Origin of the sequence: Glycomyces niveus (genome assembly GCF_017592475.1) — a bacterium.
In the GTDB taxonomy this organism is placed as follows: domain Bacteria; phylum Actinomycetota; class Actinomycetes; order Mycobacteriales; family Micromonosporaceae; genus Glycomyces; species Glycomyces niveus.
The window spans coordinates 273,135-297,822 of record NZ_JAGFNP010000002.1 but is presented as its reverse complement, the minus strand read 5'-3'; the positions used below and the strand labels follow the sequence as shown (position 1 = coordinate 297,822).

At 71.9% G+C, this 24,688-nt stretch carries 24 protein-coding genes; 15 read left to right on the top strand and 9 right to left on the bottom strand.

The annotated features are described in order from the left end of the window. Positions 1 to 3: 3 nt before the first annotated feature. Together J5V16_RS04310 and egtA are read right to left on the bottom strand one after the other, a co-directional pair. Complete coding sequence (locus J5V16_RS04310; protein WP_208494811.1) at positions 4 to 2,445, bottom strand: polysaccharide lyase 8 family protein; 2,442 nt, start codon at positions 2,443 to 2,445, stop codon at positions 4 to 6. A gap of 160 nt (positions 2,446 to 2,605) precedes the next feature. Next, positions 2,606 to 3,841 carry an ergothioneine biosynthesis glutamate--cysteine ligase EgtA gene (gene egtA / locus J5V16_RS04305; protein WP_208494809.1) on the bottom strand — a complete coding sequence of 412 codons (1,236 nt, stop codon included), beginning with the start codon at positions 3,839 to 3,841 and terminating at the stop codon, positions 2,606 to 2,608. A gap of 175 nt (positions 3,842 to 4,016) precedes the next feature. Between egtA and J5V16_RS25190 the strand changes: the two genes are divergently transcribed. The 10 genes from J5V16_RS25190 (at position 4,017) to J5V16_RS04255 (ending at position 12,940) form a co-directional block, all read left to right on the top strand. Next, positions 4,017 to 4,565: a winged helix-turn-helix domain-containing protein gene (locus tag J5V16_RS25190; protein WP_304605162.1), complete on the top strand. Its 549-nt coding sequence runs from the start codon at positions 4,017 to 4,019 to the stop codon at positions 4,563 to 4,565. A 298-nt stretch (positions 4,566 to 4,863) separates the two neighbouring features. Next, positions 4,864 to 5,409, top strand: coding sequence for an NAD(P)H-dependent oxidoreductase (locus J5V16_RS04295; protein ID WP_208494802.1), 546 nt, complete (start codon positions 4,864 to 4,866; stop codon positions 5,407 to 5,409). Further along, the gene (locus tag J5V16_RS04290; protein ID WP_208494794.1) at positions 5,406 to 5,915 is read left to right on the top strand and encodes a flavin reductase family protein; all 510 of its coding nucleotides are present in this window, start codon (positions 5,406 to 5,408) and stop codon (positions 5,913 to 5,915) included. Before J5V16_RS04295 ends, J5V16_RS04290 begins: the two co-directional genes overlap by 4 nt. A gap of 47 nt (positions 5,916 to 5,962) precedes the next feature. Then, positions 5,963 to 7,015, top strand: coding sequence for an ABC transporter substrate-binding protein (locus J5V16_RS04285; protein ID WP_208494792.1), 1,053 nt, complete (start codon positions 5,963 to 5,965; stop codon positions 7,013 to 7,015). Further along, positions 7,012 to 7,878 carry an ABC transporter permease gene (locus tag J5V16_RS04280; RefSeq protein WP_208494788.1) on the top strand — a complete coding sequence of 289 codons (867 nt, stop codon included), beginning with the start codon at positions 7,012 to 7,014 and terminating at the stop codon, positions 7,876 to 7,878. Before J5V16_RS04285 ends, J5V16_RS04280 begins: the two co-directional genes overlap by 4 nt. Further along, the gene (locus tag J5V16_RS04275; RefSeq protein ID WP_208494786.1) at positions 7,854 to 8,603 is read left to right on the top strand and encodes an ABC transporter ATP-binding protein; all 750 of its coding nucleotides are present in this window, start codon (positions 7,854 to 7,856) and stop codon (positions 8,601 to 8,603) included. Before J5V16_RS04280 ends, J5V16_RS04275 begins: the two co-directional genes overlap by 25 nt. Beyond that, complete coding sequence (locus J5V16_RS04270) at positions 8,600 to 9,967, top strand: LLM class flavin-dependent oxidoreductase (protein WP_208494784.1); 1,368 nt, start codon at positions 8,600 to 8,602, stop codon at positions 9,965 to 9,967. The genes J5V16_RS04275 and J5V16_RS04270 overlap by 4 nt, the downstream gene beginning before the upstream one ends. 228 nt (positions 9,968 to 10,195) lie before the next feature. Beyond that, positions 10,196 to 11,296, top strand: a complete 1,101-nt coding sequence (locus J5V16_RS04265) for an ABC transporter substrate-binding protein (protein WP_208494782.1) — start codon at positions 10,196 to 10,198, stop codon at positions 11,294 to 11,296. Continuing rightward, positions 11,293 to 12,078, top strand: coding sequence for an ABC transporter ATP-binding protein (locus tag J5V16_RS04260; protein WP_208494780.1), 786 nt, complete (start codon positions 11,293 to 11,295; stop codon positions 12,076 to 12,078). Before J5V16_RS04265 ends, J5V16_RS04260 begins: the two co-directional genes overlap by 4 nt. Next, entirely contained in the window at positions 12,068 to 12,940 is an 873-nt protein-coding gene (locus J5V16_RS04255) for an ABC transporter permease (protein WP_208494778.1), read from the top strand. The genes J5V16_RS04260 and J5V16_RS04255 overlap by 11 nt, the downstream gene beginning before the upstream one ends. A 130-nt stretch (positions 12,941 to 13,070) precedes the next feature. On the opposite strand, the gene J5V16_RS04250 is transcribed toward J5V16_RS04255, so the two are convergent. Continuing rightward, a complete protein-coding gene (locus J5V16_RS04250) occupies positions 13,071 to 14,261 on the bottom strand; it encodes an MFS transporter (protein ID WP_243900726.1) in 1,191 nt (396 codons plus the stop codon). Between the two features lie 103 nt (positions 14,262 to 14,364). Between J5V16_RS04250 and J5V16_RS04245 the strand changes: the two genes are divergently transcribed. Then, entirely contained in the window at positions 14,365 to 15,498 is a 1,134-nt protein-coding gene (locus J5V16_RS04245; protein WP_208494776.1) for a glutathione S-transferase C-terminal domain-containing protein, read from the top strand. Between the two features lies 1 nt (position 15,499). On the opposite strand, the gene J5V16_RS04240 is transcribed toward J5V16_RS04245, so the two are convergent. Beyond that, positions 15,500 to 16,177 carry a phosphotransferase family protein gene (locus J5V16_RS04240; protein WP_208494774.1) on the bottom strand — a complete coding sequence of 226 codons (678 nt, stop codon included), beginning with the start codon at positions 16,175 to 16,177 and terminating at the stop codon, positions 15,500 to 15,502. 157 nt (positions 16,178 to 16,334) lie between these two features. On the opposite strand from J5V16_RS04240, the gene J5V16_RS04235 reads away from it, so the two are divergent. Together J5V16_RS04235 and J5V16_RS04230 are read left to right on the top strand one after the other, a co-directional pair. Beyond that, the gene (locus J5V16_RS04235) at positions 16,335 to 17,066 is read left to right on the top strand and encodes an HAD family hydrolase (RefSeq protein WP_208494770.1); all 732 of its coding nucleotides are present in this window, start codon (positions 16,335 to 16,337) and stop codon (positions 17,064 to 17,066) included. 46 nt (positions 17,067 to 17,112) lie between these two features. Then, on the top strand, positions 17,113 to 18,039 hold the full coding sequence (locus J5V16_RS04230; protein WP_208494768.1) for an SDR family NAD(P)-dependent oxidoreductase: 927 nt from the start codon (positions 17,113 to 17,115) through the stop codon (positions 18,037 to 18,039). Here the strand turns inward: J5V16_RS04230 and J5V16_RS04225 are convergent. Continuing rightward, on the bottom strand, positions 18,036 to 18,623 hold the full coding sequence (locus J5V16_RS04225) for a helix-turn-helix domain-containing protein (protein WP_208494766.1): 588 nt from the start codon (positions 18,621 to 18,623) through the stop codon (positions 18,036 to 18,038). The genes J5V16_RS04230 and J5V16_RS04225 overlap by 4 nt on opposite strands. A gap of 81 nt (positions 18,624 to 18,704) precedes the next feature. Between J5V16_RS04225 and J5V16_RS04220 the strand changes: the two genes are divergently transcribed. Next, positions 18,705 to 19,661, top strand: a complete 957-nt coding sequence (locus J5V16_RS04220) for an NAD(P)/FAD-dependent oxidoreductase (protein ID WP_208494764.1) — start codon at positions 18,705 to 18,707, stop codon at positions 19,659 to 19,661. Between the two features lie 56 nt (positions 19,662 to 19,717). Here the strand turns inward: J5V16_RS04220 and J5V16_RS04215 are convergent, their stop codons facing one another. The 4 genes from J5V16_RS04215 to J5V16_RS04200 all read right to left on the bottom strand — a co-directional run bounded on the left by J5V16_RS04215 (position 19,718) and on the right by J5V16_RS04200 (position 22,366). After that, entirely contained in the window at positions 19,718 to 19,954 is a 237-nt protein-coding gene (locus tag J5V16_RS04215) for a hypothetical protein (RefSeq protein ID WP_208494762.1), read from the bottom strand. Positions 19,955 to 20,019: 65 nt separating this feature from the next. Continuing rightward, the gene (locus tag J5V16_RS04210) at positions 20,020 to 20,706 is read right to left on the bottom strand and encodes a CE1759 family FMN reductase (protein ID WP_208494759.1); all 687 of its coding nucleotides are present in this window, start codon (positions 20,704 to 20,706) and stop codon (positions 20,020 to 20,022) included. Next, positions 20,703 to 21,182, bottom strand: coding sequence for a MarR family winged helix-turn-helix transcriptional regulator (locus J5V16_RS04205; RefSeq protein WP_208494757.1), 480 nt, complete (start codon positions 21,180 to 21,182; stop codon positions 20,703 to 20,705). Before J5V16_RS04205 ends, J5V16_RS04210 begins: the two co-directional genes overlap by 4 nt. A 2-nt stretch (positions 21,183 to 21,184) precedes the next feature. Next, on the bottom strand, positions 21,185 to 22,366 hold the full coding sequence (locus tag J5V16_RS04200; protein WP_208494755.1) for an LLM class flavin-dependent oxidoreductase: 1,182 nt from the start codon (positions 22,364 to 22,366) through the stop codon (positions 21,185 to 21,187). A 267-nt stretch (positions 22,367 to 22,633) separates the two neighbouring features. On the opposite strand from J5V16_RS04200, the gene J5V16_RS04195 reads away from it, so the two are divergent. Further along, entirely contained in the window at positions 22,634 to 24,604 is a 1,971-nt protein-coding gene (locus J5V16_RS04195; protein ID WP_208494754.1) for a potassium transporter Kup, read from the top strand. Positions 24,605 to 24,688 lie beyond the last annotated feature (84 nt).

Here is a 24,688-nt window from a genome sequence, read left to right as displayed (position 1 = left end):
CGGTCAGCGCAGCCGGGCGGTGTGGGTGGCGCCCAGGGAGCCTTCGGTGCGGACGGTGAGCCTGGCCTTGTCCCCGGTCTCGACGGTGACGGTGTCGTCGGATTCCACGACTTCGCTTGCGGCGTAGGGCAGTTCGATGACGATCTCGGCGGCGGTGCGGCCGGGGTCGGCCACGGCGACCGCGAGGCCGTCGTCAATCCGGGTCACGATCACGGAGGCGGGGCCGTCGCAAGCGAGGCCGCTGACGTCACCGGCCCGCCAGAAGTGGGCGGCGATGAGGCCGTCGGCTTCGACCGCCTGCACCGCAGTGGTGTTGGCGGTGATGGCGACGGTCGGGTGGGCGGCCCAGACGGCGGTCTCGGCGGCGGTCGCGGTCGGCAGCAGGACGTAGGCGTACGACGCGTCCACAGGGGACACGCCGTGGTCGTACCAGAGGGTCGAGTAGCGGCGGGTGTGGACCTCGGTGTCGCCGCCTCCGGTGGTAGGCCCCTGCTCGATGTCGTTCCAGGAGCCGCGGCGCGTCTCGCGCCCCGCGTGCAGGCCGGCGCTCCCGGCGGGGAAGACGTACCCGGCAGTGCCGGGCAGGTGGACCCAGGAGGCGCCCTCGATGGGCGTCTTGAGGTCGGTGTCCTCGTCGGGGAACGCGCCGTCGACGGCCATGCGGCGGTCGCCGTCCTCGTGGCGGTTGCGGTGCTCCACAGTGGTCCAGACGGCGCGGCCGTCGGCGGCGGTGATGCCCGCGCCGAGCGCGCACACCACGTCGCCGACGACGAACCAGGCCTTCTTGGCGCGCAGCGAGGAGCCTTCGGCGACGAGGTCCATGGCCGCCGCCGCGTACCGGTCGTCGAGGGTCGCGCCGCCCGCGACGTCGTTCCCGGGCAGGTGGAGCACCATGTCGTGGCCGACGCCGACGACCTCGCGCTTGCGGGAGTCCACGGTGACTCCCGGGAGGCGGTAGGGGTTCGCGGTGGGCCAGAACTCGTCGCCGAACTGGAGCGGGTCGTCCACGGTGTACAGGTAGGACATGCCGTCGCCGAGGTACCAGCCCTGCAGGTTCTCGCCGCCGACCATCTCGTACCCGGCGACACGGCGCGAGGACATCGACAGCGCCCACGACCACCCGGGCCGGCGCACCAGGAGGCGGGCCATGTTCGGGTAGATCCGCGTCAGCTCCGGGCGGGGCGCGGCCTCGACCGAGGCGTCCGCGAGGAGCTCCTTGGCCTGCCGGATGCCGCGCAGGTCCATGCGCTCGAAGTGCGGCACGGCCGAGCGCTCGATCCAGCCGCGCGCGAGCGACCGCCACCGGTCGCGGTGCGCGGCCGGGGCGAACTCGGCGAGGGCGAGCAGGGCGGCGGTGATCTCGGGGCCGGTGTGGCTGTCGCGCTGGGTCGGGCGGGCGATCGCCCTGCCGCGCAGGCAGTCCATGAACAGCCCGTCCTCGGTGAACGGCGTGAACGAGCGGTCGACCGCGTCGTAGAGGCCTTCGAGCTCGGGGTCGGTGACCTGCCAGACCGAGTCCTGCAGGAGCGCGAGGGCGAGCGTGACCGAGTTGAGCAGGACGAGCCCGTAGCTGCCGGTGCTGGGCACGTGGCCGTGCTGGATGTACGAGCCGTCGCGGTGGAAGCCGTCGCCCTCGTCGACGAGGCGGAACAGGCTGTTCGCGCCGTCCTCGGCGGTGTCGGAGAGGCCGTCGCGGGCGAGGTCGAGCTTGGCGAAGTCCTCGCCGACGAGGCCGCGCAGGGCGAGGATCGCGGCCTTGTCGGCGCGGTTGGCGCCGGTCTCGCGCTGGCCGGGCGAGGAGACGCGGTCGTCGGCGTTGGGGCAGAAGCGGTCGACGACGGCGAGGTAGTGGCCGAGGTGCTCGGCGGGAATGTGGTCGTGCATGAGGACGCAGGTCTGCATGAGCGCCGCGGGCGAGCCGATCTCCCACCAGTACCAGTTGCCGGACGGCTCGGCGTGCTCGTTGTAGCCGGACCGGTAGAGCAGGTCGAGGGCGTCGACGATGGCGGTGGCGGCGACGGGGCCTTCGAACAGGTCGGTGCCGGGGGTGGCCCAGGCGAGGGCGAGGCGGCGCAGGCGCACGTACGAGTTGGTGAAGGCCAGCGGTTCGCTGACAGGGCCGATGTCGGCCCAGAGCGCGGTGCGGCCCTCGCTGCGATCCATGGCCTCCCAGTCCTCGAAGGACTCGCGGTCGAGGACGCGCAGCGGCCGCCCGTAGTCGGTGTCGGCGGTGTCGGTGACGCCGCCGGTGAGCAGGGCGCGGGCGCGATCGCGGAGCGCGGCGAAGTCGAGCGGGCCCGACCCGGCCCAGGGCTCGGCCTCGTCGGGGAGCGCGGTGATGACGCCCCGGTCGCCGCCGCGCGAGAGCAGCGCGGCGGTGGCGGCGCCCGCGCCGACGAGGCCGAGGGCCCCTCCGAGGAGCACTCGTCGTTGCAAAGGCGGCATGCGGTTCCAACTCCGGGGCGGCGGGGAAAGTCGGGGACCATAGTAGCCGCCTCGTACACATGCGCCACAGGGAAAGGCGTTGGCCCCGCCCGTGCGTCGCCAGGTGGTCCCTGACGGCCGCCGTCCGATCGATGTCGGCCCTCGCGCACCCGAGGCCCGCCTAGCCCGCGGCAGTGGCCACGAGGTCGTCGGCGCGGGTGCGGCCGCGGGCGACGTAGGCGTCGGCGAACCGGTCGAGCGCGGCGGCCGCCCTCGGGTCGGTCGAGGCCGCCTGCGCGGCCGCGAAGCAGGCGTTCGCGGCCTGGAAGAGCGGGCCGTCGTGGAGGGCGGCCGTCGCGGCGCGCAGGTAGAGGTCGGCCGCGGTGGCGCGGTGCCAGAGCGGTTCGAGGGCCGCGCGGGCGCGGTCGGCCGCGATCGGGTCGTCGAAGAGCGCGGCGGCGAGGGCGACGGGCACGATCCAGTCGGGGCCGGGCTGCGCGTCGATCATCCGCAGCTCCAGGTAGCTGCCGCGCGGGCGCACCGGCGGGAACAGGGTCGAGAGGTGGAAGTCGAGGTCGTCCAGTGTGGGCGCCTGGTGGTAGTCGCCGTTGATCCAGTCGCGGAAAGTGAGGCCGCGAGGGACGGTCCAGCGGCCGGGGCCGCGCACGGCCATGACACGGGCGTCGAGGGCGTACTTCGCCCAGGTCTCGCGCGGGTCGCCCGGAAGCCCTTGTGCCACAGGGCGGGAGCGGGTCGGGTCGATCGCGGCCCACACGTGCTGGCGGGTCGAGCGCCACAGGCTCGGCTCGCCGCGGCGCAGCGGCGAGTTCGCGAACGCGGCGATGAGGACGGGCGCGAGCCGGTGCGCGAGGCGCCAGCGCTCGGCGATGCCGTGCGGCCCGGGGGCGTCGGACCCGGTGTCGATGCAGACCTGGACGGAGGCGGTGTTCGACATCATCCAGCGCCCGGCACGGCCGTCCTGGTCGAAGAGCTCCTCCATCGCCTGGTAGCGCGGGGTGCGGAGTACCCTGCGGGGCAGGCGGACGGGGTCGAGGCCGAGACCGAGGAGGTCGTATCCCTCCGCGGCGAGCGCGCTCTCGGCGCGGCGGCGGTCGGCTTCGAGGTCGGCGAAGCACTCCCCCACCGAGGCGGCGGGCCGGGAGCTGAGCTCCATGGCGCCTCCGGGTTCGAAGCTGAGGCGGCTGCGGCGCGGGAGGGCGTCGCGGACGGCGAGGATGGCCTTGAGGGATTCGGGGTCGAGCCGGCGGCGGCGGTCGGCCGCGCTGGCCACGAGGGATTCGACCTCGGCCCCGATGCGGGCCGGTGCGGTCGGGCGGAAGCTCTGGGCCGCGATGTATTCGAAGGCCGCGTCCACAGTGAGGGGCGGGGCTGCGGTGAAGAGCGAGGCGTCGGACATGGGTGACCTCCGAGCGATGCAGGCTTTCCTAGCTAGTCGATAGGATATATGGATTTTAGAGGCCGGGGCCACTCCGCGCAAGCGCACTTGATTCCCATCGAAACAGTAGGATATGCTCGCAGCGGTGCCGCCCGCTCCGAATCCATTTCGCACACTCGAACCAGAAGGCGCCGCCATGACTCCCGTCTCCACCCGCACCCGCCCGCAGACCCACCGCCGCCCGGGTGCGCCCACGGTCACCGTCACCATCGAGATCCCCGCCGACGACCCCCGGCTCGTCCGCCGCCTCACCGCCGCACTCGCCGGACTCGGCCAGGGCCGCGTCACCATCGCCGGCGAGGACCCGGCCGCGCCCCCGGCCGCACCCGAGGCCAAGCCCGCGGCCGCACTCGTGATCGACGTGCCCGGCCGCGAGGTGCTGCTGCGGGGCGCGCCGGTCGCCTTGACGCGCTTGGAGTTCGAGCTGCTGGCGTTCCTCGCGCGCTACCCCGGGATGGTCCACACCCGGGCCGAGCTGCTCCAGTACGTCTGGGAGACACCGGACACCGGAATCCCCGGGCGCACCGTGGACGTCCACGTGCGGCGGCTGCGCTCGAAGCTCGGCGAGTTCGACGAGCTGGTGGGCACCGTGCGCGGCGTGGGCTACCGGTTCACCCGCAGCCGCCAGGTCGAGTACCGGACCGGGACGGCGTCCCCCGCGGCGGACCGGCTGCTCGCCGCGTAGTCCCCGCAGCGCGCGGTCCCACCATCTAAGAATTCCTAGTATTTCGATAGGACTACTGCTATCGTTGTCCGCATGAAGTCCGCCAGCGTCCTCACGCGGCGGCGCGAGATCGACCAGATGCGCGCCGCCAGCGCCCTGTGTCCGCGAATGCGCTAGAGCGCAGCCCTTTCCGCGGGCAGCACTTCGGCTGCGCTCTCCTCGCTGCACCTGCGATTCCTCACGGGCCTTGATCCCGTTCCTCCGGCGCGCCTCCCATCGGCGTGCCCTCCGTTCGACCTCCCACCGTAAGGACACCTCCGTGACACACGACCTCGCACTGACCACTGTGGTCGGAAACCCGAAGCGCCTCTCCCGCACCCTCACCACCGCCGAGGCGCTGGCCGCAGCCATCGGCGCCGGCGTCGGTACCGAGCCGCGCACCACCTCGATCGACCTCGCCGAGCTGTACCTGGACGGCATCGAGCCTCCGCACGGCGGGTTCGAGCACGCGGTCGGGCAGATCCGCGCCGGCCGCGTGCTCGTCGTCGGCACGCCCGTCTACAAGGCGAGCTACACGGGCCTGCTCAAGCTCTTCCTCGACCAGCTGCCGCCGCACGCCCTCGAAGGGGTCGTGGCCGTACCGGTCACCGTCGCCGCGTCGGCCGAGCACCGGCTCCTCGCCGACCTGCACCTGCGGCCGGTCCTCGCCGAGCTCGGCGCGAGCCTGCCGGTGCCGTCCCTGACGCTGCGCGAGAGCGAACTGCCCGACCTGCCCGAGCACCTGCGGGTCTGGGCCGAGGCGCACACGCCCGCGCTGGAGGCCGCACTCGCGTTCGGCCGCAAGACGGTGGGGGCGGCGGCATGAGCGCGCGCCTCGCAGCCCCGGCCGGGGTCGCCCCGGACGCCTTCCGGACCGTGTTCCGGGCCCACCCCGCGGGGGTGACGGTGGTGTGCGCCGACGCCGGGTCCGGCCCGGCCGGGTTCACCGCCACGTCGCTCACCTCCGTGTCCATCGACCCGCCGCTCGTGTCGTTCGCGATCGCCACCGGCTCCTCGGCCTGGCCGGCGGTCCGGGACGCCGCGAGCCTCACCGTGAACTTCCTGTCCTCCGGGCAGGGCGACATCGCGACCCGGTTCGCCACCAGCGGCATCGACCGCTTCGGCGGGCCCACCCTGTGGTCGCGCCTCGAGACCGGCGAACCCGTGCTCGACAACGCCCCGTCCTTCCTGCGCGCGGTCGTCACCGACCGCATCGAGGCCGGCGACCACCACGTGGTCCTCGCGCTGGTGGTGGACGCCGAGACCGGCGGGAGCCACGAGCCGCTGGTCTACCACGCGGGCGGCTACTGCGCCGCCGCGCCGCTCGAATGAATCCCCTCCCCATCCAGCTTGAAAGGCCAATCCCCATGCCGTCCAACGTGACCCGCAGAACCCTCATAGCCGGAGCGCCCGCCGTCGCGGCGCTGTCGCTCGCGGCCTGCTCCGAAGAGGCCGGCGGGCCCGTGCTCGCCGCCGACGCCGCACTCCCGGCCGACGTCCCCGAAGGGACGGTCCTGGTCGTGGGCGACCCGCAGAACCAGATCGCCTACGAGCTCTCCGGGCTCGTCAAGGAGCTGCCGTTCGAGGTCGAGTGGGCGAACATCTCCGGCGGCCCCAAGACCGCCGAGGCGTTCCGCGCCAAGTCCCTCGACATCGGCTCGGTGGCCGACATCCCGCCGATCCACACCAACTGGACCGGCCTGCCGACCAAGATCGTGGCGGCCTCCTACCGGGTCGACCCGCTCGAGCACCCGATCTACGACCTCGGGGTGGCCCCGGGCGTCGACGTGACGACCCTCGAAGACCTGGCGGGGAAGCGGATCGCGTACTCCCCCGGGCAGGCGCAGGGGGCGCTGATCCTGCGGGTGCTCGACGCGGCAGGGCTGACACAGGACGACGTGGAGCTGGTGGAGCTGCCGAGCACGGCCGACACCTACTCGAACGCCCTCGCCGGCGGCGAGGTCGACGTCGCGCCGATCGGCGACTCGCAGGTCCGCTCGTACCTCAACAAGTACGGCGCCGACGGGGCGACCACGATCCCGCACGGCATCCGCGACGACCCGTGGCTGCTGTACACCCCCGTCGACGTGCTCGAGGACGCCGACAAGGCCGCCGCCATCGCCGCGTACGTGAAGCTGTGGGGCGCGGCCCGGCTGTGGACCCGCGCGAACAAGGACGCCTGGATCAACGCCTGGTACGTCGAGCACGAAGGACTCTCCTATGAGGACGGTGAGTACCTGTTCGAGCGGCAGGGCGAGCCGGACTTCCCGGCCGACTGGACCGAGGGCATCGCCCGCCACCAGGAGACCATCGAGATCGTCGCCGAAGGCACCGGCAACGACGTGCTCGACGCCGACGACCTCTACGACCGCCGCTTCGAACCGCTGGTGGCCGAGGGCATCGACGAGTACGGAGAGGCGGGCGCGCCGTGACCGCCGTCGAAGTCGAGGCCCGGCGCGAGGCCGCGCCCGCCGAGCACGACGACACCGCCGGGGGCCGTGCCTCGCGGCCGCGCGGTAAGCGCCGCCTCGGTCCCGGCAAGGCCATCCCGTTCGGGTACCTCATCGGCCCGCTCCTGCTGCTGGGCGTCTGGTCCTGGGGCTCGGCGGCAGGGTGGATCGACCCGCGGGTGCTCACCGCCCCGTGGACCGTCGCGGCCACCGCGTGGGACCTGTGGGAGTCCGGGCGGCTCGGCCCGGACCTGCTCGTCTCGACCCGGCGCTTCGCGGTCGGGCTCGCGTTCGGCGTCGCCGCCGGGCTCGCGCTCGCGGTGGTCTCCGGGCTCAGCCGCTGGGGCGAGGCCATCGTGGACGGGCCGGTGCAGCTCAAGCGCTCCATCCCGAACCTCGCGCTGCTGCCCTTGCTGCTCTTGTGGTTCGGCATCGACGAGCGGATGAAGATCATCACGATCGCGCTCGGGGTGCTCATCCCGATCTACCTCCACACCCACAACGGCCTGCGCTCGATCGACGGCCGCTACGCCGAACTCGCCGAGACGCTGCGACTGAAGCCGGCGGCCTTCATCGGCCGCGTGGTCCTGCCCGGGGCGCTCCCCGGGTTCTTCCTCGGACTCCGCTTCGCCGTGACCGCCTCCTGGCTGTCGCTCGTAGTGGTCGAGCAGGTCAACGCCACCAGCGGCATCGGCTACATGATGCTGCTGGCCGGCACGTATGGGCAGACCGACGTCATCATCGTCGGCCTCGTCCTCTACGGCCTCCTCGGTCTCGGCTCCGACGCGGTCGTCCGCCTCGCTCAAAGGAGGGTCCTGTCATGGCGACGCACGCTGGAGGACTGACCACCGCGGCCTCGGTCCGCATCCGCGACCTGCACCGCTCCTTCACCGACGACCGGCCGGTCCTCGCCGGCCTCGACCTTGACATCGCCCCGGGCGAGTTCGTCGCCCTCCTGGGCCGCAGCGGCTCGGGCAAGTCGACCCTGCTGCGGGCCCTCGCCGGCCTGGACCAGGACGCGCGCGGCACGGGCGAGATCGAGGTGCCCGAACAGGTCTCGGTCGTGTTCCAGGACTCGCGGCTGCTGCCGTGGCAGCGGGTCCTGCGGAACGTCGTGATCGGACTCGCCGGCCCGAACGCCAAGGCCCGGGGCCGCGAGGCCCTGGCCGAAGTGGGGCTGGCCGGGCGCGAACGGGCCTGGCCGCGGGAGCTCTCGGGCGGGGAGCAGCAGCGCGTGGCGCTCGCCCGCTCGCTCGTGCGCGAACCCCAGCTGCTCTTGGCCGACGAGCCCTTCGGGGCACTGGACGCCTTGACCCGCATCAAGATGCACGGGCTCCTCCGGGCGCTGTACGAGCGGCACCAGCCCGCCGTCCTGCTCGTCACCCACGACGTGGACGAGGCGATCGTCCTCGCCGACCGGGTCCTCGTCCTGGACTCGGGGCACGTGCGGACCGAACGGCGCATCGATCTCGACGGCGACCGGGACCCGTCCGACCCGCGGTTCGCCGCGATCCGCACCGAACTGCTCGCCGCGCTCGGCCTGGGCGCCGACCACAAGGAGACCGCATGAGCCGCAAGGAACTCCACCTGAACGCGTTCCTGATCAACACCGGCCACCACGAGGCCTCGTGGCGGCTCCCCGAATCCGACCCGCTCTCGTCCACGAAGATCACCCACTACGCGAACCTCGCGCAGATCGCCGAGCGCGGCAGGCTCGACTCGGTGTTCTTCGCCGACTCGCCCTCACTGTGGGGCGACATCGGCAGGCGCCCTTCGGGATCGCTCGAGCCGACAGTGGTGCTCGCGGCCCTCGCGGCCGTGACCGAGCGGATCGGCCTCATCGCCACGGCCTCCACCACGTACAACGAGCCGTACAACCTGGCCCGGCGCTTCGCCTCGGTCGACCACCTCTCGGGCGGCCGGGCGGGCTGGAACATCGTCACCACCGCCACTCTCGACGCGGCCCGGAACTTCAACCTCGACGCCCTGCCGAGCCACGCGTCCCGCTACGAGCGGGCCGAGGAGTTCGTCACGGTCGCCAAGGCGCTCTGGGACTCCTGGGACGACGCGGCGATCCTGGGCGACAAGGAGACCGGCGTCTGGGGCGACCAGCGCCTGGTCTACCCCGCGCAGCACGCGGGCGAGCACTTCCAGGTGGCGGGCGCGCTGAACGTGCCGCGCTCGCCGCAGGGGCACCCGCTGCTCGTGCAGGCCGGATCCTCCGAGGACGGCCGCCGGTTCGCGGCGGCGCATGCGGAGGCGGTGTTCACCGCGCAGCAGACCCTCGAAGAGGCGCAGGCGTTCTACGCCGACCTCAAGCGGCGGGCCGCCGCGTTCGGACGCGACCCGGACCAGGTGCTCGTGCTGCCGGGGATCGTGCCGGTGCTCGGCGAGACCGAGGCCGAGGCCAGGGAGTTGAAGGCCGAGCTCGACCGGCTCATCGTCGCCGAGTACGCCCGCGACAACCTCGCCGGACTGCTCGGCGTCCCCGCAGAGGAGCTGGAGCTCGATGAGGAGCTGCCGCCGAACCTGCGGGACGAGTCCGAGGTCGAGGGCATGAAGAGCCGGTACACGCTGGTCGTGGAGCTGGCGCGCCGCGAGCGGTTGACGGTGCGGCAGTTGATCGGCCGCCTCGGCGGCGGCCGCGGGCACCGCACGTTCACCGGCACGGCCGTCCAGGTCGCGGACGCCATCGAAGACTGGGCGGACCACGGCGCGGCAGACGGGTTCAACATCATGCCCGCCGTGATGCCCTCGGGCCTGGAGGCGTTCGTGGACCGGGTGGTCCCGATCCTGCAGGAGCGCGGCCGTTTCCGCACCGAGTACACGGGTTCGACCCTGCGCGAGCACTACGGCCTGCCGCGCCCGGAGAACCCGCGGCGCCGCGAGGCCGTCGAAGCGGCGGTCAAAGGCGTCCTCGCCCACGCCCGCTAGCGAGAAAGGAAGGGGGCGCGCCCTGTCCGGTGCGCCCCCTTTGCGTTCCATATGGCGGTACGGGTGCGGGACGGCGAGCATTTTGCGAGCCAGGACCCCATGCCGCCGCCCAATAACTGGGACGGGGGTTGCCGGACACCGCTCGGCGATCCTAGTATTCCCACTAGTTTGATCGAGTTAATCGAACTAGTAGGGATACCGCCCCTCCGATACCTAGAAGGCTTGCCCGTGAACACTGTCAGATCAAGCGTCCTCAAGCGACGCAGCGTCATCGCCGCCGCAGGCGCCGCCCTCGCCGCCGTCCCGGTGCTCGCCGCGTGCGGCGAGGACGCCGGCGGCTCGGAGGCCGCGGCGGAGGCCGACGCCTCGACCGCCAGCGGCACGATCCGCCTGGGCTACTTCGGGAACATCACCCATGCGCCCGCCCTCGTCGGACTCCAGGCCGGGGTCTTCAAGGACACCCTGCCCGCCGAGGTCACCATCGAGGAGACCGCCTTCAACGCCGGCCCCTCCGCGATCGAGGCCCTGTTCGCCGATGCCGTCGACATCACCTACATCGGACCGAACCCGGCCGTCAACGGCTGGGCGCAGTCCGGCGGGCAGGCGCTCCACATCATCGCCGGCTCCACCTCCGGCGGCGCGGGCCTGGTCGTCCACGAATCCATCACCACCGCGGAAGACCTGCGCGGCAAGGCCCTCGCCACCCCGCAGCTGGGCAACACCCAGGACGTGGCCGCCCGCTACTGGCTCAAGGAGCAGGGCTTCGCGACCGACGAGAACGGCGGCGGCGACGTCTCCGTCACCCCCATCGACAACTCCGAGGTCGCCGCGGCCTTCGACGACGGCACGGTCCAGGCCGCCTGGGCGGTCGAGCCGCGCTACTCCGACCTCGTCCTCAAACACGGCGCGGTCGAGTTCGTCAACGAACGCGAGCTGTGGGAGGGCGGCGAGTTCGTCACCACCCACGTGATCGTCTCCAAGAAGTTCCTCGACGCGCAGCCGGCCCTGGTGAAGGCGTTCCTCGAAGGCCACCTGGCCGCCCTCGACTTCATCGCCGAGAAGCCAGAGGAGGCGCAGACCGCTTCGAACGACCGCATCGAAGCGCTCACCGACAAGCGCCTCGACGACGCCGTGATCGCGGCCGCTTGGGAGAACCTGAGCTTCACCGCCGACCCGATCGCGTCCTCGCTGCAGGGCAGCAAGGACCACGCCGTCGAGGTCGGACTGCTCGAAGACGTGGACCTCAAGGGGATCTACGCGCTCGACGCGCTCAACCAGGTGCTCGCCGACCGCGGCGACGCCGAGGTCTCGGCAGGTGACCTCGGATGAGCCTCACCCGCGGGGCGCCGCGGGCCGACGCCGCCCGGGCCGGAGCCGTGGTGCTGACCGATGTGGTCAAGCGCTACGGCCGGGGCCCGGGTGCCGTCACGGCCCTCGACGGCGTGTCCCTCGATGTGGCGCCCGGCAGCTTCACCTGCCTCCTCGGCGCCTCCGGCTGCGGCAAGAGCACCCTGCTCTCGCTCGTGGCCGGTCTCGACGGCCTCACGTCCGGCTCGATCGACGACGTCGAGCGGCCGGTCGCGATGATGTTCCAGGAGTCGGCGCTGTTCCCGTGGCTCACGGTCGCGGGCAACGTCGAACTCGCCCTGCGCGTGAAGGGCGTCGGTCGGGCTGAACGACGCCGCCGCGCCGCGGAGCTGCTGGACACCGTGCGGCTCAGCGGGTTCGCGGACAAAAGGCCGCACGAGCTCTCGGGCGGCATGCGCCAGCGCGTTGCGCTCGCCCGGGCCTTGGCGCAGGACGCGTCGGTGCTGCTCATGGACGAGCCGTTCGGGGCGCTCGACGCGATGACCCGCGACCTGCTGCACGACGAGCTGGAGCGGATCTGGCGCGAGCGGGGCCTGACGGTGCTGTTCGTGACCCACAACGTGCGCGAGGCCGTGCGCCTGGGCGACCGGGTGGTGCTGCTGAGTTCGCGGCCGGGCCGGGTGCTCCACGAGTACGACGTGGACCTCGAGCGGCCGCGGCGCATCGACTCGACGCCGGTGGCGAACCTGGCTGCCGAGATCACCGACGCGCTGCGCGAGGAGGTGTCGCGCCATGCCGGTTGAGGTGAAGGAGCCGTCCCGCGAGTTGTCGGGGCTCGACGAGCTCGAGCGCACCCCGGCGACCGAGACGCGGTGGGGGCGGTTCGCGTCCCGGCTGTGGGCGGGCACGTGGCCGAAGGTGCTCGCGTTGGCGCTGGTGATCGGCGCCTGGCAGCTGGTGTTCCTGAGCGGACGCTGGGACCCGTGGGTGCTGCCGTCGCCGCTGGCGACCTGGCAGGAGCTCGCGGCGTACGCGGCGACGCCGGGCTACTGGGAGGCCATCGTCATCACGATGCAGCGGGCCCTGACCGGGTTCGCGCTGTCGGTGGCGATCGGGTCGGTGCTCGGGATCGCGGTGGCGCGGTTCAAGCCGCTGCGCGCGGCGATCGGGTCGCTCATCACCGGGCTGCAGACGATGCCGTCGATCATGTGGTTCCCGCTGGCGATCCTGCTGTTCAAGATCTCGGAGTCGGCGATCCTGTTCGTGGTGGTGCTCGGGGCGGTCCCGTCGATCGCCAACGGGATCATCTCGGGGATCGACTACGTGCCGCCGGGCTGGAAGCGGGTCGGGGCGGTGCTGGGCATGCGTGGCTTCCAGCTGTACCGGCACGTGATCCTGCCGGCGACGCTGCCGTCGTTCGTGTCGGGCCTCAAGCAGGGCTGGGCGTTCGCGTGGCGCTCGCTCATGGCGGGCGAGCTGCTGGTGATCGTCGCCGGGCAGGGCTCGATCGGCGCGCTCATGCAGGGCGCCAGGGAGTTCAACGACGCGCCGCGGGTGATCACGTGGATCGTCACGGTGCTGGTGGTGGGCATCCTGGTGGACGCCGTGTTCCGCTTCGCCGACAACCGCATCCGCTCGTCCTGGGGCCTGAACCAGGACCAGTAGCGGGGCTCCCCCGGGCCACCGGGGGTTCGAAGACGGTCGGCGGCCGGTCCCCGATCAGCTCGCGGGGACGGGCCGCCGACGCTTGCACGCGCGGCGGTCGCCCCGCGGGCCTCGGCGCCCGGCGTCTCGACTATGCCGCGACCTGTTCTCGGACTTCCGTCTTGCGTTCGGCCTTGCCGGAGGCGGCGGCCGCCGCGAGGGCCGCGAGGCCCAGGGCCACGCCGATCCATACGGGGGCGAGGAGGCCGAGGCCGCCGTCGATGGCGAGGCCGCCGAACCAGGCGGAGAGGGCGATGCCGACGTTGAAGGCCGCGGCGTTCACTGAGGAGGCGAGCGAGGGCGCTTCCTTGGCGACGTCCATGACGCGGGTCTGGAAGACCGGGACCATCGCGAAGCCGGCCGCGCCGAGCACGAAGACCATGATCGCGGCCGGGACGGCGTACGGGGCCGCGAGAGCGAAGACGACCAGCGCGGCGGTGGCCGCGGTGATGGTGCCGTAGAGGGTCGGCATGAGGGCGCGGTCGGCGAGGCGGCCGCCCAGGAGGTTGCCGGCGGTCAGGCCCACGCCGAAGAGGATGAGGAGCCAGGGGACGGCGCCGGTGTCGAATCCGGAGACGCGGGTGAGGATCGGCTCGAGGAAGGTGATGGCCGCGTAGGCCGCGCCCCAGCCGAGCATCGTGACCGTGAGGACCTGCCAGACCTGCGGCCTGCGGAAGACCGCGAGTTCGGCGCGCAGGGACCCGCCGGTGTCGCTCGGGCGGGAGGGCACGAACGCGATGATCGCGGCCAGGGAGACCGCGCCGATGATCGCGATGCCCCAGAACGCCGCGCGCCAGCCGAGCTGCTGGCCGAGGGCGGTGCCGAAGGGCACGCCGACGACGTTCGAGAGGGTCAGGCCGGTCATCATGAGCGCGATGGCGCGCGAGCGGCGCTCGGGGGCGACGAGGCTGGCGGCCATCACCGGGCCGATGCCCATGAACGCGCCGTGGCAGAGCGCGGAGACGACGCGCCCGGTCATGAGGACGCCGTAGTCGGGGGCTTTCGCGGCGAGCACGTTTCCGGCGATGAAGAGAGCCATGAGGATGACGAGCATGGTCTTGCGCGGCAGCCGGGTCCCGGCGGCGGTCATGATCGGCGCGCCGATCGCGACCGAGGCGGCGTAGCCGGTGACGAGGAGCCCGGCGGTGGAGATCGAGACGTCGAGGTCGTCGCCGAGCGGGCCGAGCAGGCCCACCACGACGAATTCGGTGAGGCCGATTCCGAACGCGCCCAAGGAGAGTGCACCGAGGGCCAGCATGCGGCGGCTGTTGGAGGTGGCCATGGCGGTCAAGTATTCGCCCCTCGCCCGGGCCTGTCCAGGACTTTTTCAATCCATTGGAAAAATTCCCTGTGACGACCCGATGACCGGTGCGTAGGCTGGGCGTGTGGCACAGAGCGAACCGAACCGGACCGACGGCACCGAGCACTCGACCAAGGGCGCATATGTGACCGGCGGGGAGTTCACCCGGGACACCAACTACATCGAGGACCGCGTCGTCGCCGACGCCGCGGCCGTCCGGGCCGCCCCGGTCGAACCGCACTCGAAGATCGGCGACCCGCGCATGGCCGGGCTCACCGAGGGCGCGCAGGCCTGGCCGGTCGAGCCGGGCCGCTACCGGCTCGTGGCCGCGCGGGCGTGCCCGTGGGCGCACCGGTCGATCATCATCCGCCGCCTCCTCGGCCTCGAGGAGGTGCTCTCGCTGGCGACGCCGGGCCCGGTGCACGACGTGCGCTCGTGGACCTTCGACCTCAACCCGGACGGCCGCGACCCGGTGCTCGACACCGAGCGGCTGCAGGAGCACTACTTCAAGCGCTTCCCCGAGTACCCGCGCGGCATCACCGTGCCCGCGATCGTGGACGTGCCCTCCGGCGAGCTGGTCACCAACAACTACCCGCAGCTGACCTTCGACCTCTCGACCCAGTGGACCGCGTTCCACCGCGAGGGCGCGCCCGACCTGGTCCCGGCCGCGCTGACCGACGAGATGCTCCCGGTCATCGAGCGGATCTTCACCGAGGTCAACAACGGCGTCTACCGGGCCGGCTTCGCGGGCTCCCAGCGCGCATACGAGCTGGCGTACGCCCGCCTCTTCGACGCCCTCGACTGGCTCGAGGGGCGCCTCGCGGACCGCCGCTACCTCATGGGCGACGCGATCACCGAGGCCGACGTGCGGCTGTTCACGACCCTGGTCCGCTTCGACGCGGTCTACCACGGCCACTTCAAGTGCAACCGCAACAAGCTCACCGAGATGCCGGTCCTGTGGGCGTACGCGCGCGACCTCTTCCAGACCCCCGGCTTCGGGGACACTGTGGACTTCGACCAGATCAAGCGCCACTACTACGTCGTGCACGAGGACATCAACCCGACCCAGGTCGTGCCCGCCGGGCCCGACCTGGCGAACTGGCTCTCCGACCACGGCCGGGAGTCCTTGGGCGGCAAGCCTTTCGGCGACGGCACCGCGCCCGGCCCGATGACCGAGGAGGAGCGCCCGCCCGGCGCGAACCCGCTCTACCGGGACTGACTCACCAGCCCGCGGCGACCTCGGCCCGCCGCTGCCACTCGGCTACGGCGGGCCCCTCCGGGTCCCAGCGGCGGCAGAACTCGCGCAGCTCCAGGCAGCGGTCGACCATCGCGGTCCGGCGGTCCGGCCAGTCCGGGACGGGCGCGCCGTAGGCCTCGAAGAACGCGCCGAGCGCCCCGACCCGGTCAGGGTGGTGCATCCGGACGATCCACTCGCACCAGGCGAGGTCTTCGACCGGATCGCCGAGGTGCGCGAACTCCCAGTCCACGACGGCGGTGACGGCGTACGTGCTGAGGTTCGACGTGAAGCCGAGCAGGAGGTTGTTCGGGCCGAAGTCGCCGTGGACGAGCGAGTCGCCTTCTCCCGGAAGAGAATCGCTGAGGCCGGCGACGGGCGTCGCGTGGATCTCGCGCAGGATCGAGCCGCAGACGCGCAGGACTTCGGCGGCGCTGCCCGAGTCGATGAGCTCCTGGCCGGGTATGCCGCCCACGAAGCCGAGGGTCAGCGCGCCGCCGCCGGAGGCGATCACGGGCGGGACCGGGATCGAGTCGGCGAGCGCGGTGAGCAGCAGCCGTTCGCGTTCGAGGCGGGCGGCCGCATCGGGGCCTTCGTAGCGTTTCGTCACCGTCTCGCGCTCGCGGACGGTCTGGTTCGTGTAGCCGTGCGGGAGTCGACGCATCCGCCGAGTATGCGGGGGCGGAAGCCCGGCGGGCGAGCGGTTTAACGGCGGGGGAACTCCAGGTTCGCGCTGTGAAGTGCGGCGAGAACCGTGGTCCGGGCGTCCGCGCTCGGTTACGGTTGCGACGACCGCCGCAGTCCAGGACGGAAGGCCCGCCGTGATCTACAGCCTCTTCGACTCAGCCGTTGCCTACCAGCCGACCGAGGCCGAGCAGACCGAGCCCGTGCCGCCGATCGAGGCGGTCCTCTTCGACTTCAGCAACACCATCTTCAAGCTCATCGACGCCGGCACCTGGCTGCGCCGCGTCGCCGCCGCGACCGGCCGCCCGCTCGACGACGAACTGCTCGAGAAGACCGTCGCCCAGCTCGGGGAGGCCTACCGCATCCCCGAGGTCGCCGCCCTGCAGGTCGGCCGCGACGAGTCCGCCGAGCAGCACGAAGCGGCCCTCCTCGGCTGGTTCGCGCACGTCGACTACCTCCAGGGCATCGAGGCCGAGGCGTACGTCCTGATCGCCGCCCCCGACGCGTGGGTGCCCTACCCCGACACCGAGCCGCTGCTGCGCGAGCTGCGCCGCCGCGGCATCAAGACCGGCATCGTCTCCGACTTCCCGTGGGACGTGGGCGTCCACATGGAGCACTTCGGACTCGTCGACCTCATCGACGTGCGCGTCATCTCCTACCAGTACGGCACCGAGAAGCCCGACCCCGTGCTGTTCCGCGCCGCGTGCGAGAGGCTCGGCGTCGACCCGCGCCGGACCCTCATGGTGGGCGACAACCCCGCCAAGGACGGCGGCGCGGCGGCCACCGGCCTGCGCGCGTACATCCTCCCGGGCGAAGTGCGCCTCGGCGAGCGCGGCCTCTCGCACGTCCTCGACTTCTTGGAAGACTGACCTGCGCACTTGCCTTGGAGTGCACTCCAAGTCGTAGCTTCAGGGCATGAGCGACAAGCAGCAACCGATCGGATCGGGCTTCCACGCCCGCTCAACCGCCGCCGACGTCCTCGACGGACTCGACCTCACCGGGAAGACGGCCGTCGTGACCGGTGGCTACTCCGGCATCGGCCTCGAGACCACGCGCGCCTTGGCGAACGCCGGGGCCGCCGTGGTCGTCCCCGCGCGGCGACCGGACCTGGCCGCGGCCAACCTCGACGGCATCCCGGGCACGGAGGTCGACTTCGTCGACCTCGCCGATCTCGCGAGCGTCAAGGCCTTCGCCGAACGCCGCCTCGCCGAAAGGCGGCGCATCGACTACCTCGTCAACGGCGCGGGCATCATGGCCTGCCCCGAGACGCGCACCGACCAGGGCTGGGAGCTCCAGTTCGCGGTCAACCACCTCGGGCACTTCGCGCTCGTCAACCGCCTCATGCCCCTGCTCGAGGGTGCGCGAGTCGTGGCGGTCTCCTCGGGAGGGCACGGCATATCGCCCGTCCGCTGGGACGACCCGCATTTCACGGAGGGCTACGACCGCTGGCAGGCGTACGGCCAGTCGAAGACCGCGAACGTGCTGTTCGCCGTCGAGCTCGACCGGCTCGGCGTCAAGGCCTTCGCGCTGCACCCCGGGGCCATCCTCACGCCCTTGCAGCGGCACATCCCCGTGGAGGAGCAGCGGGAGATGGGCTGGATGGACTCGGACGGGAACCCGCCGGAGTACTTCAAGAACACCGAGCAGGGCGCGGCCACCCAGACCTGGGCGGCCACCTCGCCGCAGCTGAACGGCCTCGGCGGGGTCTATCTCGAGGACTGCGAGGTCGCCGAGGTGACCGCCGAGGGCCCCGGTGTGCGGCCGCACGCGGTCGACCCCGAGCAGGCGCGGCGGCTCTGGGAGTACTCGGCCGCGCTCACCGGCGTCAACGCGTTCGCTTAGGCGCCCTTGGCCTTCGGCTTGGCGCGCAGGTGCGCCCGCTCGCCCTGGCTGCCGAAGAGGCTCAGGAACTCCACGGACCGCTCGTCGGCGCTGCCGAACCAGTGCGGGGTGCGGGTGTCGAACTCGGCGGCCTCGCCCGGCTTCATCACGAAGTCGTGCTCGCCGAGCACGACCCGCAGGTTGCCGTTGAGGACGTACATCCACTCGTAGCCCTCGTGGACCTTCAGGTCCGGCTCGCCTCGGGTGCCGCCGGGGATGATGAGCTTGTAGGCCTGGATGCCGCCGGGCCGGCGGGTGAGCGGCAGGTGGATCATGCCGTGGCGCGTGACCGGGCGCATGTGGATGCGCGGGTCGCCGGTGGGCGGGGCGTCCACGAGGTCGTCGAGGGTGACCCCGTGGGCCTTCGCCAAGGGCAGCAGGAGTTCCAGCGTCGGCCGCCGGGCGCCCGACTCGAGCCGCGAGAGCGTGCTCACGGAGATCCCGGTCTGCTCCGAGAGGTCGGCGAGGGTCGCCTCGCGCTCCTTGCGCAGCGCCCGCAGGCGCGGGCCGACCGCGTCGAGGGCCTGGTCCATCGCTTCGTCCATGGCCCCGATTTTGCCATAACGGCAAGATAATTTGCCAGTTCTGCCGAGGCGCGTTTACGGTCGTCCTCGGAGGTGGTCGCAATGACCGATGAACTGAGGGAGCAGTACGACGTGGTGGTGGTCGGCGGCGGCGCCGCGGGCCTGAACGGGGCGCTCATGCTCGCCCGCGCGCGGCGCGCGGTGGCCGTGATCGACGCGGGCGAGCCGCGGAACGCCCCGGCCGAGGGCGTCCACGGCCTGCTCGGACGCGAGGGCATGCCGCCGGCCGAACTGCTGGCGATCGGCCGCGGCGAGGTGCGCCAGTACGGCGGCCACGTGGTCGACGGCGCGGTCTCGGGCGCGAAGGCCGCCGATGGCGGGTTCGCGGTCGCGCTCGCGGACGGCCGGGAGGTCAAGGCCCGCAAGCTGCTCGTCACCACCGGCCTGGTCGACCGGCTGCCGGAGATCCCGGGCCTGGCCGAGCACTGGGGCCGCGGCCTGATCCACTGCCCGTACTGCCACGGCTGGGAGGTCCGCGACCGGGCCATCGGCGTCATCGCGACCGGGCCGATGTCGATGCACGGCGCACTCCTGTTCCGGCAGTGGACCGCCGACCTGGTGGTCTTCACGAACGAGCGGCTGGCGCTCCCCGCCGAGGAGCGCGAGAAGCTCATCGCGCGCGGCACCCGGATCGTGGACGGCGCGATCGAGCGGATCGAGGCCGAGGACGGGCGCATCACCGGGGTGCGGCTCGCCGGCGGCGAGTTCGTGGAGCGCAGCGTCCTCGCCACCTCGTCGCGCCTGGAGGCCCGGGCCGGGTTCCTGAAGGACCTGGGCCTCAAGACGGTCGAGCACCCCTCGGGCGCGGGCGAGCACGTCCCGGCCGACCCGGTCGGCCGCACCGACGTCCCCGGCGTGTGGGTCGCGGGCAACGTCACCGACCTCATGGGACAGGTCGGCGCGTCCGCCGCGGCGGGCGCGATGGCCGGGGCGCAGATCAACATGGAACTGGTCAACGAGGACACGGCGGCGGCCGTGGCCGCGTACCGGGCCCGGTAGCGAAGCGCGGCAAAGAGAAGGTGCGGCGGCCCTGCGGCCGCCGCACCTTCATCGCCTTATCGCGATTCCGAAGTGGTGTCGGGCTCGACCCAGGTCATGGCGAGGTAGTCGTCCTCTTGCTCCTGCTGGGTCCGGACCCCTTCGCCGCCACCGGATCCGCCGGTGACGAGCAGGTCCTCGAAGTCATCGTCAGGAGCGGCCGCGGCCGCCTCGACGACCTCGCTCGCCCAGTCCACCGGAAGTTCGGCGGCGGCGAAGTCCACCGCTTCGCCGCCATCGCCGCCGTCGCCCATCGCGCCTCCACTCCGTGTGCGTTCCTACTAAAGTACCGGTTCGGAGCCACCGGCGGGGACCTCCGCTAGGGCTTGCGCTTCGCCCGCGAGCCGCCCGTCGCCAGGCGCATCAGGTCGGAGCTCAGGTCGATCTCGAGCTCCGTGCCGCCCGCGCTGCCGTACTCGTGCTGGTAGTGCTTCCACGACTCGCCGCGGACCTGCTCGGCGAAGCCGGACTCCATGAGCAGGAGCAGTTCGATCGCGGCGCGAGTGATCCGCTCCCCCAGCTCCTTCGAGTTCCAGTCCTCTGTGGCGGCGAAGACCGAGGTCGGCACGGTCAGCGTGCGCAAGTAGGCGAACAGCGAGCGCATCTGCTCGTCCACCACCAGGGCGTGGCGGGCCGTGCCGGCCGTCGCCGCGAGCACCACCGGTTTGGCGATGAGCAGGTCGTTGTCGAGCAGGTGGAAGAAGGAGCTGAACAGACCGCTCGGCGCGGCCTTGTACACCGGGGCGCTCGCCACGACCGCGTCGGCGGCCCCGAGGAGCTCCACGGCGCGGGTCAGCTTGGGGCCCATGAGCTGCGAGACGAGCGCGGTCGCGATTTCGCTCGCGAGCTCGCGCAGGTCGATCACGTCCGTGGCGACGGACTCGGAGCGCTCCTCGGCGAGGATGCGCACGCGGTCGGCGATGCGGTCGGCGAGCATCCTGGTCGAGGACGGGTCGCTGGTGCCGCCGCTGACGACTACGACTCTGAACTGGTTCTGGGTGGTCACAGCACGGCCTCCTGCCGGTTGCGTTGTGCGGGGGTCGCCGCGCCCTGGGCGGCGAGTTTGCGGCCGATGGCCTCGAGCTGGGCCATCTCCTCATCGGTGAGGGCGGCCGTGACGGCGCGGGCGACGTCGACGGCGTGCCGGCCGCCGACGCGCCGCTGCCGCTCGCGCCCGGCCTCGGTGAGGGCGAGCCTGACACCCCGCCCGTCCTCGGGGTCGGGGGTGCGCTCGATCAGGCCGCGCTCGGCGAGCCGCTCCACGAGCCGGGACAGGGCGGGCTGGCTGAGCAGCACGCCGCGTCCCAGCTCGAACAGGCGCAGCGGCCCGTCGTGCTTCGAGAGCGTGTAGAGGACGTCGTACTCGCGCATGGACAGCTCGCCCCAGATCGGCTCTGCGGCGAACCGCTTCATGAGCGAGGCGTGGGCGGTCAGCAGCGACTCCCAGGCCTCGTTCGCGCGGCGGCTGCGGCTGCGGGTCACGGCTAGATCTCCGGGTACTCGGCGGCGGCGTCGCTGTCCTGGTAGGGCGAGGCGCCGGTGACGTTGTCGCCGCGGTTGGCGTTCGGGCGGGGCTGGCGCGCCGGGGCGTCGCCGTACTTCGCCTTCACGCGGGCCGCGTGCGTCGGGGCGTCGGCCGACTCCGGGTCGCGCCGGGCGGCGAGCTCCTTGCGCAGCACCGGGACGACCTCCTCGCCGAGCAGGTCGAGCTGGTTGAGCACCATCTTCAGCGGCATCCCCGCGTGGTCGATGAGGAACATCTGGCGCTGGTAGTCGCCGAAGGCGTCGTGGAAGGTCAGGGTCTTGTCGATGACCTCCTGCGGGCTGCCCACCGAGAGCGGCGTGCCGCGCGTGAACTCCTCCAGGGACGGGCCGTGGCCGTACACCGGGGCCTCGTTGAAGTACGGGCGGAACTCGCTCACCGCGTCCTGCGAGCGCTTCGCGATGTACGCGTGCCCGCCGAGCCCCACGATCGCCTGCTTGCGCGTGCCGTGGCCGTAGTGCTCGAAGCGCTGGCGGTAGAAGTCCACGAGGCGCTTGGAGTGCGACGTGGGCCAGAAGATGTGGTTGGCGAAGTAGCCGTTGCCGTAGAACGCGGCCTGCTCGGCGATCTCGGGCGTGCGGATCGAGCCGTGCCACACGAACGGCGGCACGTCGTCGAGGGGGCGCGGCGTGGAGGTGAAGCCCTGCAGCGGGGTGCGGAACTCGCCCTCCCAGTCCACCACGTCCTCGCGCCACAGCCGGTGCAGCAGGTTGTAGTGCTCGAGGGCGAGCGGCAGGCCCTGGCGGATGTCCTGGCCGAACCACGGGTAGACCGGGGCGGTGTTGCCGCGCCCGAGCATGAGGTCCATGCGGCCCTTCGACAGGTGCTGGAGCATCGCGTACTCCTCGGCGATGCGCACCGGGTCGTTCGTGGTGATCAGGGTCGTCGCCGTCGTCACGATCAGCCGCTCGGTGAGGGCGGCGATGTGCGACAGCAGCGTCGTCGGGGAGGAGGAGAAGAACGGCGGGTTGTGGTGCTCGCCGATGGCGAACACGTCGAGGCCCACCTCTTCGGCCTTGACGGCGATCTTGAGGATGCCGTCGATCCGCTCGGCCTCGGACGGGGTCTCCCCCGACACCGGGTCGCGCGTGATGTCACTGACTGAGAAGACTCCGAACTGCATCGTAATCCCTGCTCTCCCCGCCGCGGCGGTGCGATCTTCATGCGTTTGCATCTACCTTAACGAGCCGGGGGCCAGGATAATTCCGATCCGCGGGAGGCACTGCTCACACCGCGGCGCGGGTCGGGCCGCGGCGGATCGGGCGTCAAGGGGGCGTATGCATTCGAACCATCGCCGTCAAGGAAACGTAAGTATTCGCGAATATCGATCGCATTGAGGGTTTTCCGGCAGGCGCCCGACTAGCATCCGGCAGCGGAAAGGAGCACACCCTTGACCGCTCAACCCAGCGTCGGCACCACCGAGGCGGCCCTCGAGCCTCCCCCCGCCGGCCCCACCGCCCCCGCCCGGAGCACGACCAAGCTCGCCCTCCTCGTCGGCGCCCTCGGCATCGTCTACGGCGACATCGGCACCAGCCCGATCTACGCCCTGCAGACGATCTTCAACCCCGCCGACCCCCACCCGGTGCCCACGAACATCGCCAACGTCTACGGCGTCATCTCGCTGATCTTCTGGTCGCTCATGATCATCGTGACGATCTTCTACGTCGGCTTCGCGATGCGCGCCGACAACGACGGCGAGGGCGGCATCATGGCCCTCATCACCCTGATCCGCCGCCACAGCAAGAGCCAAGGCCGCAAGGCCGGCCTCGCGCTCGCCGCGCTCGGCATATTCGGCGCGGCGCTGTTCCTCGGCGACAGCATGATCACCCCCGCGATCTCGGTGCTCTCCGCCGTCGAGGGCATCAAGACCATCAACCCCGACCTGGAGTCGTTCATCATCCCGGCCACGGTGGTCATCATCGTGCTGCTGTTCGCGTTCCAGCGCAAGGGCACCGCGGTGATCGGACGCTGGTTCGGCCCGATCATGATCGCCTGGTTCACCGCCCTCGCGGTGCTGGGCCTGGGCGGGATCTCCCGCAACCCCGAGATCCTCAAGGCCCTCTCCCCCACGTACGCGGTCGACTTCCTGTTCGGCCACTTCGACGTCGCGTTCTTCGCACTAGCGGCCGTCATCCTCACCTTCACCGGCGCCGAGGCCCTGTACGCCGACATGGGCCACTTCGGGCGCAAGCCGATCTCGCGCGCGTGGCTGTTCATGGTCTTCCCCGCCCTGCTGCTCAACTACATGGGCCAGGGCGCGCTCATCCTGGAGGACACCGGGAACATCTCCGGCTCGTTCTTCCTCCTCGCCCCCGAATGGGCGCGCATCCCGCTGCTGGTGCTGGCCGCGACGGCGACCGTGATCGCCTCGCAGGCGGTCATCAGCGGCGCGTTCTCGGTGGCCTCGCAGGCCTCGGAGCTGGGCTACCTGCCGCGGCTGCGGATCGCGCACACCTCGGAGCACCACTACGGCCAGATCTACGTGCCGTGGATCAACTGGCTGCTCATGGTCTCGGTGCTCACCCTCGTGTTCGCCTTCCGCTCCTCGGAGTCGCTGGCGTTCGCCTACGGCATGGCCGTGATCGGCACGATCGTCATCGTCACGATCCTGTTCCTCTACATCGCGCGCGGCCGCTGGAAGACACCGTGGTGGGCGCTCATCGGCGGCGGCGGGCTGCTGCTGGCGATCAACGTGACGTTCCTGGCGGCCAGCAGCACCAAGATCATCCACGGCGCGTGGCTGCCCCTGCTCATCGGCGTCACGGCGTTCACGGTGATGGTCACGTGGCAGCGCGGCCGCGAGGTCGTCTCGGCCGAGCGCGAGCGCCGCGAGGGGCCGCTGCGCGAGTTCGTCGACAAGATGCGCCGCGGCGAGCCCAAGGCCGCCCAGGTGCCCGGCACGGGCGTGTTCCTGGGCCGGGGCAAGGACTCCGCACCCCTGGCGCTGCGCGCCGCGCTGGAGCTCAACCACGCCCGGTACGCGCAGACCGTGGTGCTCTCGGTCCAGACCGAGCCGGTGCCGCGGGTGCCCGAGTCCGAACGCGTGGAGGTCGACGACCTGGGGCACTGCCAGGACTCGGTCATCCACGTGACCGTCCGCTTCGGCTACGCCGAGACCCCGGACGTGCCGCGCGCGCTGCGGCTGGTCCGCCCCGAGCAGTCCGAGGGCCGGAAGCTCCGCCTGGACAAGGCGGTCTACTTCCTGTCCACGATCCAGCTGCGGGCCGGCACCGAGCCGACGATGGCGACCTGGCGCAAGCACCTCTTCATCGCCACCTCGCACATCACCTCGGACGCGGCCGAGCACTTCCAGCTCCCGCGGGACCGCACGATCATCGTCGGCTCCCACATCGAGGTCTGATCGCGCATACGGAAGCGGGGCGGGGGGGGGGGGGGGGGGGGGGGCCCGCAGACGGGGCCCGCGTGGGCGGGGGGGGGGCCGGGG

Bases quoted from the DNA above. Each gene is read 5' to 3' on its own strand.
- J5V16_RS04270 (WP_208494784.1), top strand. From the start codon at position 8,600: ATGAGCCGCAAGGAACTCCACCTGAACGCGTTCCTGATCAACACCGGC.
- egtA (WP_208494809.1), bottom strand. From the start codon at position 3,841: ATGTCCGACGCCTCGCTCTTCACCGCAGCCCCGCCCCTCACTGTGGAC.
- J5V16_RS25190 (WP_304605162.1), top strand. From the start codon at position 4,017: ATGACTCCCGTCTCCACCCGCACCCGCCCGCAGACCCACCGCCGCCCG.
- J5V16_RS04200 (WP_208494755.1), bottom strand. From the start codon at position 22,366: ATGCAGTTCGGAGTCTTCTCAGTCAGTGACATCACGCGCGACCCGGTG.
- J5V16_RS04275 (WP_208494786.1), top strand. From the start codon at position 7,854: ATGGCGACGCACGCTGGAGGACTGACCACCGCGGCCTCGGTCCGCATC.
- J5V16_RS04225 (WP_208494766.1), bottom strand. From the start codon at position 18,623: ATGGACGAAGCGATGGACCAGGCCCTCGACGCGGTCGGCCCGCGCCTG.
- J5V16_RS04230 (WP_208494768.1), top strand. From the start codon at position 17,113: ATGAGCGACAAGCAGCAACCGATCGGATCGGGCTTCCACGCCCGCTCA.
- J5V16_RS04220 (WP_208494764.1), top strand. From the start codon at position 18,705: ATGACCGATGAACTGAGGGAGCAGTACGACGTGGTGGTGGTCGGCGGC.
- J5V16_RS04255 (WP_208494778.1), top strand. From the start codon at position 12,068: ATGCCGGTTGAGGTGAAGGAGCCGTCCCGCGAGTTGTCGGGGCTCGAC.
- J5V16_RS04215 (WP_208494762.1), bottom strand. From the start codon at position 19,954: ATGGGCGACGGCGGCGATGGCGGCGAAGCGGTGGACTTCGCCGCCGCC.
- J5V16_RS04250 (WP_243900726.1), bottom strand. From the start codon at position 14,261: ATGGCCACCTCCAACAGCCGCCGCATGCTGGCCCTCGGTGCACTCTCC.
- J5V16_RS04290 (WP_208494794.1), top strand. From the start codon at position 5,406: ATGAGCGCGCGCCTCGCAGCCCCGGCCGGGGTCGCCCCGGACGCCTTC.
- J5V16_RS04240 (WP_208494774.1), bottom strand. From the start codon at position 16,177: ATGCGTCGACTCCCGCACGGCTACACGAACCAGACCGTCCGCGAGCGC.
- J5V16_RS04310 (WP_208494811.1), bottom strand. From the start codon at position 2,445: ATGCCGCCTTTGCAACGACGAGTGCTCCTCGGAGGGGCCCTCGGCCTC.
- J5V16_RS04260 (WP_208494780.1), top strand. From the start codon at position 11,293: ATGAGCCTCACCCGCGGGGCGCCGCGGGCCGACGCCGCCCGGGCCGGA.